The organism is Pseudooceanicola aquaeponti (assembly GCF_050897975.1).
GTDB lineage: Bacteria > Pseudomonadota > Alphaproteobacteria > Rhodobacterales > Rhodobacteraceae > Pseudooceanicola.
This window is the reverse complement of sequence record NZ_JBPAXY010000015.1, coordinates 26,419-32,934: the sequence shown is the minus strand read 5'-3', so window position 1 is coordinate 32,934 and position 6,516 is coordinate 26,419. Positions and strand designations below refer to the sequence as shown.

Here is a 6,516-nt window from a genome sequence, read left to right as displayed (position 1 = left end):
GCTCAAAGAACGTCCATTCCTCGTCCGACATAAGGTCTCGTGCCAAGCTGGTCTCCATCGCAGATGCCAGCTTGAATCATGCTCAAAGCCTGATGTGAATCCGTTTTGTCAACACGACCTAAGCCCAGACCCAAATCTGCGAACCAAAGAAAGCCGGTGCGGTCCCCCGCATCGGTTTTTCTTTGGCACGATTTGGATCGGTGACGCATATGCCGGACATCCTAGTCGAAGTCCTGATGCCGATTTTAAAACGGCTTGCTGTGTCCTGATAAGCGGACTAGCCCTACGTGCGCTCTAAGCACTCGCGCGTCCAGCTACTCTCTAAGCAGTGGATTTCGGCCCGAAGCCGACCTTGGCCAGGACCACTGTTGCCGCGGCGCAGCTTCCCCATACTGTACCTTCATGGCATCGCGCAGCAAGCTCCAAGAACCTGAGGGCAGATTTGCAGGACAAAGCAGTCATTTACGTTAATGGCAGAAAAGAGTGCTTTAGATCATGCCAAGAAAAACAAAGAGCATCGGCATGGAGAATTTTCATCCAAGCGTAGATTGCTTCAAGCGGCGCCCACCAAAATCATCGACACAACAACGAACGCGACTACAATAAACGTAATAAGAAAAAACGCGATCCAAGTTCCAAGTTTATTGCCATTGTTTATCTCTTCAATGACCAGCATGCCCTCAAGGATTAAAGAAGCCAAACTTCCAACTAGCAAGACAATGCCCAGCCAAGGAATATCTGGCGACGGGCTTCTAGCAAACTCTATGAAAAACAATATAGTTGCTAAAACCGTAGAACCCGTAGAAACTGACGCTCCTAATTTCGAAATGTATGGAGAGGAGCGCTCCTGAAGTAGATAGCTCTTTGTCTTTTTCCATTTGGATGTCAGATAATTCAATTGAAATCATCAATATACTGGAGGTTGCAACCTAGCTTAATCAGACCGGATACCCCAGGTTGACGTCCGTAGAGCTTGCATCAAAATGATTATATGCGGCTGTTTGGCCACACGCTATGCTGCCCTGTAATCCATTTTTCCTGAAACCGGGGCACCGCACATAGCTACAATAGGTGCGAAGTCTAGCATGCCGCAAAGTATGCTCGAACCGGACTTGGAGCGGTACGGCTTGCTGCGCGCCCTAATGAGGGGACCAGCCCGGCGAAGACGGCCCAAAGCCGCCTTTCGATGGGTGGCCGGTCGCCGCATCGCAGCTTCCTCGAAGCCGTCATTCATCCAGACCGCAGAATTCTGGGCGGCCGGACGTCAGGGGTGCGGACGTAGCGCCAATTCGCTGCGGTTGCGCCAAGGTCGGCTTTCCAGGTTTCGCCTTTGTCAAAAACGGTCGTTTGAGGGCAAAGAACGCCACACAATCTGTGGGTGATTTCGTGCGAGCGTGCATCTATAGCCCGAATGGCTTTGGAGCATCTGGATAGATGATCCGTAATGCAGCGAAGGCTGCATGCGCTATCGCATCCGATATTCCAGTGCCTTCGGCACCCATGTTTTTGATAACATTCTCGATACGTGATTCTATGGCAGGATGGGACTCTGAAGCGCCCCATTGATCGGCGGCGATTAGCGCCATTGCAAACAGCGCGAAATAGACACCGACCTCACGCTTTTGCCGAACTTTATCCTCGTCATCGCCGGATTGTTCAGCGTAGTTCGCTACGAACTCCATAATGAATGTGGTCGCAAATTCATCGCATGAAAGCTCCTCGGCGTGTTGATCTGTAGAGGGAGCATTGAACGCCGCGCTCGTGCCGTCTTGTTGATGCTGGATATGTCTGAGCTCATGCAGGAAGGCCCAGCCAGTTGCGATGGTAGCGAGTTCCCCTGCCGCGCGCGCTTCCACATCATTTTTTACATCGCAATATTTGCCCGGTTCCGGCACGCCCGGCGGCAACTGCACGACTTCTGGGTCTTCAGCACTTAGCATATCGCGAAATGCCTGAACCATTGATCGAAATCGGGTGAGATTGATGTCTTTGGCGCCAGTGCTCCTATAAAATGCAGAATAACCTTCCCAGGCAATAAAACTGGCAAGCCAAAACGCCCGCATCGCTAGGTGATTGAAGCGAACAATCTTGAACAGGCCAGCCTCCAAAGCAAAAGTACCGCCTGATCCTGCATCGTCCATCAACTGAAACTCAGGGTGGTATTTTTCCCAGAAGTCTTCCAGCTCTGCCTTTCGTTCCGGTACGCATCCTAGAAACAGGTTGCGAGCAGCCTGCTGCACTGCCTGGTCATTCTCTGTCATGACATCGTCCGTCATTAAACCTTCCCTTGGCCTATCTTGATCAAGTCGGTCGAGCAATACGTAGATTGTTCTCAGCTCTTGCCGAAGTGGATGGTGCAGCTTTTACGTGTGTCCGGGTAAAGCGCAAGCTGCAATAATGGTCGTTTTTGGTCGGGACCCAAGGAGCGGACATTAGTTAGCAGTGCAGCATCGGGTAAGGAAGGCTCGAAGCGGTCATGCGGCGGCGCGGCGGCCCCATCACGAGGGCCGCGCTATCCTGTCGACGTGTTCGGCCCAAAGCGGTCTTCCAATGAAGGGAGATAAGCCGCGACGCAGCATCTGGAACCTGACGTTCATCCCTTGCGCAGCAACTTCACCCGCGGGAAGGTGGCGGCCGACGGGAAGGCTCCAACTCCGGAAATAATAAGGCTGAGGCATGACGCTGTTTCTTGGTTACGACCCTGGTGGAAAAGGCAAAAACGGTGTAGCGGCCATTCGAGTAATTTCGGATGCGCCTGAAGTCGTGGCCAAAGCTACTGTTCGCGATGCTGCCGAGGCACTGTCTTGGCTTGAGGTCTATGCAAAGACAGCGGTTGCACTAGGCATAGATACCCTCTTGGCTTGGTCACCGAAGGGCGGGCGCGCCTGCGATGATGCGCTACGACGAAAGTACGGCGGTAATTCGGTTGTTGCTCAAAACTCCTTATACAGCTCCATGACCCTGAATGGTGCTATAGTGGCAAGGCGGCTCGGATTACCCGTCTACGAAAGCCACCCCAAGTTGTTCCTAGGCGTATCCGGCGAAAATGCGATCCGCGAGGTCTACAACGACGCAGTATCCACTACGGAAGCAGATCATGAGGGGGACGCTATCGTAGCGGCCTGGTGCGCGGCCATGGGACATAGCAGAAAATGGGCCGCCGATCTCTACGTGGACATCGAAGACGACATAGAGCTCGTGGTGCCAGAGGCTCGCTACCCGTGGTTTGAGGAGGTCTGATGGGAACCAGCGCATTGCAGCAGGCCAGGACACGAGATCGTCGCGTCCGGCCCTTTCCGGACATTCGCTAGGTTCGGCCTCGCTGCGGCGCAGCTTCCCCAAACCGGCCATCGGTGGCATCGTGCAGCATGTTCTCGCACTCCAATGTCAGCTGTGCGGACGGAGCGGGCTTTCGCTGGGCTTAAGCGAATGACAGCTTTGCATTTTGCCTAGACCACCTAAAAGAAGTTCGGCACACTTCGTGCCATTACCTTCTTGGTCGCATTCTTAAGGGGCCGGCATGTTTCTTGACATCATTAGATTGAATGATGAAATCATCAAAATGAGCAATCAGGAAAGACTAGAGGCGCGAAATTAAAAGAAGGATTTGCTTAGGAAGCTAGAAAACTCGTCTGGCGAAGATATATTTAAGCTTATGAATCTGATCAGCTTCGCCAACATGGACGAATTTGTAGCCGAAGCGCGTTTGCATGCGCAGCAGAGCTTCAAGATCTGTATGTTTTCGGCGGCCTCTGGATTTCTAATTATCTGCGTTTCCGTTGGCTTCGGTATTCATTTTCAGATTAATGGCATTGAGAAACTGTCCGCCTCATACCTCGGCGCAGCAGTTGGTTTTATTACCGAGGGAATCTCAGCGATTTTCTTTTCCCTTTACTCTAGTAACAACTACCCAAGTTAATCACTTTCACGACCGCCTTCTGGGTAGTCAATCCGCATACTCCGCAATGCTAAGCACCTTCCTTCTCTCAGACGAAAAAGTTCGTGAGGAGCAGATAATTTCAGTTTCAAACAAGTTCATGTCGCGACTAGACGGTTTGGATAAGGCCGAGCACGTTTGAATCGCTTGCTGAGAGCGAACGCCGGTCAGCATTAGACTTCGAGTTTCTGACGTTTATGAGGTCTGCAGCATCAATTACTTTGGGCTCGAAGCGGTCGTGCGGCGGCGCGGCAGGCTTCATGCTCTGGTGAGCCAGGTCCGTGGGGCGCGTGCGGCCCATTGCGGACCTTCACGCCTAGCGCATGGGATGACCAGTGTCGCCATCCAATCTTAAAGGATCTTGCTAGCCGCTCAGATGATCCTCGACATTCAAACGAGTCGCTTTTCTTCGGACGACTGGGCGATCATCGGCACGCGGTTTGCCGTGGCACTTCGGCACTTAAGGTTGCAAGCGTGCCAGATGTGCGCCAATTATATAAAAAGAGACTAGCTGCGTGCACTGTGCGTTATCTACATGCTTGGACCTTCGGCTTCCGCAGAAAGCAATGTGTCCAGAGCCTAACCATCCCCCCGGGGGCAAAGCTCTTGGATGGTGGCTTCAGAGGGCATCTCATGTTCGTTCGTTAACTCCGAGCGGATCAAGGCAAGGCCGGCTTGCCTATCTTCCGCGTATCCATAGATTCCTTGACAGCGCGCCATGACGAGTATCTTGATTGCGTCCTTTGATCCGCACCACGCAGCGTGCTCCATGGATTTCATGGCATCTGCGTGCATTTCATCGACCTCCGACTTCCACTCCTCAGTCTTTTCGACCGTAGGGTCCTCTGCCAGTGCCTTGGCGGCGAGAAGAAGCTCGCCTCCTTCACGATAGCGGAATTCGGTTCCACAGATATAACTCCAAGAAGGAGCGAGGACACTTTGACGTACCTTGTGAAGAGGCTCATCTAGAACGGACTCTATCAAAGCTCCAGCAATCGCCCCTGCGACGAATATAGCGCACTCTTTCGCTGATTTCTTCATATCATGCCTGACTTGATTAAGTGGTTAGTGTTTTCGATTTCGTGTCTAATCTCAGCCATCATCACAGCCCCTTTTTCAGAAATGGAATTTTCAGCTTCAGCTTTGGCGGTCACGGCACTGCCGGTCACTTCCTTGCCCGCGAGTGGCGGCAGGAGATCCGACGTCTCGCCATATATCGGCCAGGCCTTTGCGTAGCATTGATTGGGTAGCGCCAAATCACCCAGGTCCTTCTGAATTTTGTCCAGCTTGTCCATGGCTCCGCGGATATCAGTAACTCTAGACCTTCCATCCTTGATTCCGGCCTCTGCTATCAGCGCGCTCTTCTCTCTATAAATCGGCACATTTTCATCCATGAAGCGTTCGAAGTCGCCATCAACTGAATACTTCAGATCCTGATATGCTGGCGCAAGCTCTTGACCATTGTTGTTGAGTAGGACGCGGCTGTACTCCATTGCTGCATTGACCGCGGCACCGGCAAAAGCTCCCACTGCAATGCCTACGATTGGCAAGCCGCCAGTGTATCTGGAGACCGCATATCCGAGAGCGGCTCCCACGAGGATGGCTGCAGGGTAACTGTTGCGGCCGAGGCTCACGCCGCTTCTTTCAATGGAAGTCGAGCCACCTAAGTTGCTTGCACCGCACCCGCACAAGATAAAAGATGGGGCTCCAAGAACCAAGAATCTTCTTTGCATTAGAAAATTTTCCTTTACCACTGGAGGTCGGGAAGTGATTGTACGCTTGAAATCTTTTCTTATGGGGGCCGCGCTTTTCCTGGCATCGTGTGCTCCTCCGCCCGAACTGGTCAATCCCGAAAAAGCCAGTGATCTGCAAGTTTTGGCCGCTTTGCACGATCTAGTAGCGCGAGGTAGGCACAGCGGGGGGCTGGATTATGATCACGTTGCTTTCGATGAAATAGACAAGCGTGGCCTGTTGTCATTGGCAGAGGTTGCGCGCGTCCGCATCAGCAGGGTTGAGGAGGGCTACTCTTTGGCGCACGTTATCGCGTCATGGGGAATGCCTACCCACCTGCAGTACATCAATGAGTACCAGGTTCTCTATTACTACCGAAACGTAGGTATGCTTTTTAAGCGCCAGATGATCGTGATCCGAAACCAAAGGGTCGCAGGTCAGGTGCAATTGGTGAAGCTCAATGGCAGGTATCGCTGGAGTGGAAAAGGCGTCATCCCAACGGCTGCCTGGAAGCTCGGCGCACCTCAAGCAGCGACATTCATGGCGCCGGTTGCGCCTCGCGGGGTGCTCACATGCAATGGCGCATCAAACCCTCCATGTAGCACCCTGCGCGTAGCGCGTGGGGTCACATCTCAGATCTACACGCCGCCCAAGACCCTTCCGACGATGAATCCTTACGCTAACACGGGCTCGCGTTCTCACAGTTCTTCGGCATCTCCTGTCCTTTCCGGGTTCAAATGACACAGGAGAAGTAGGTGCTCGGCGCTCGGCTGAAAAAACCCTGTAGAGTCCTTAAAGGCGGGCCGGTACGTTTCAGTGACTGTATGTTGGTTGGATCAGACAAGCCT

General features: G+C 52.8%; 6 protein-coding genes. 4 read left to right on the top strand and 2 right to left on the bottom strand.

The window, feature by feature from the left end; all coding sequences use genetic code 11:
• Positions 1–470 precede the first annotated feature (470 nt).
• A complete protein-coding gene (locus tag ACRARE_RS22425) occupies positions 471–851 on the top strand; it encodes a hypothetical protein (protein WP_432658545.1) in 381 nt (126 codons plus the stop codon).
• Between the two features lie 549 nt (positions 852–1,400).
• Here ACRARE_RS22425 and ACRARE_RS22420 read toward each other — a convergent pair.
• Complete coding sequence (locus ACRARE_RS22420) at positions 1,401–2,276, bottom strand: phage exclusion protein Lit family protein (RefSeq protein ID WP_432658544.1); 876 nt, start codon at positions 2,274–2,276, stop codon at positions 1,401–1,403.
• 400 nt (positions 2,277–2,676) lie between these two features.
• On the opposite strand from ACRARE_RS22420, the gene ACRARE_RS22415 reads away from it, so the two are divergent.
• Complete coding sequence (locus ACRARE_RS22415) at positions 2,677–3,240, top strand: DUF429 domain-containing protein (RefSeq protein ID WP_432658543.1); 564 nt, start codon at positions 2,677–2,679, stop codon at positions 3,238–3,240.
• 415 nt (positions 3,241–3,655) lie between these two features.
• The gene (locus tag ACRARE_RS22410) at positions 3,656–3,919 is read left to right on the top strand and encodes a TRADD-N-associated membrane domain-containing protein (protein WP_432658542.1); all 264 of its coding nucleotides are present in this window, start codon (positions 3,656–3,658) and stop codon (positions 3,917–3,919) included.
• Positions 3,920–4,974: 1,055 nt separating this feature from the next.
• Here ACRARE_RS22410 and ACRARE_RS22405 read toward each other — a convergent pair.
• Entirely contained in the window at positions 4,975–5,571 is a 597-nt protein-coding gene (locus tag ACRARE_RS22405; protein ID WP_432658541.1) for a hypothetical protein, read from the bottom strand.
• Positions 5,572–5,704: 133 nt separating this feature from the next.
• Here ACRARE_RS22405 and ACRARE_RS22400 point away from each other — a divergent pair, with 133 nt between their 5' ends.
• Positions 5,705–6,409, top strand: coding sequence for a hypothetical protein (locus tag ACRARE_RS22400; RefSeq protein WP_432658540.1), 705 nt, complete (start codon positions 5,705–5,707; stop codon positions 6,407–6,409).
• The last annotated feature ends 107 nt before the right edge of the window (positions 6,410–6,516 follow it).

Bases quoted from the DNA above. Each gene is read 5' to 3' on its own strand.
- ACRARE_RS22425 (WP_432658545.1), top strand. From the start codon at position 471: ATGGCAGAAAAGAGTGCTTTAGATCATGCCAAGAAAAACAAAGAGCAT.
- ACRARE_RS22420 (WP_432658544.1), bottom strand. From the start codon at position 2,276: ATGACGGACGATGTCATGACAGAGAATGACCAGGCAGTGCAGCAGGCT.
- ACRARE_RS22415 (WP_432658543.1), top strand. From the start codon at position 2,677: ATGACGCTGTTTCTTGGTTACGACCCTGGTGGAAAAGGCAAAAACGGT.
- ACRARE_RS22410 (WP_432658542.1), top strand. From the start codon at position 3,656: ATGAATCTGATCAGCTTCGCCAACATGGACGAATTTGTAGCCGAAGCG.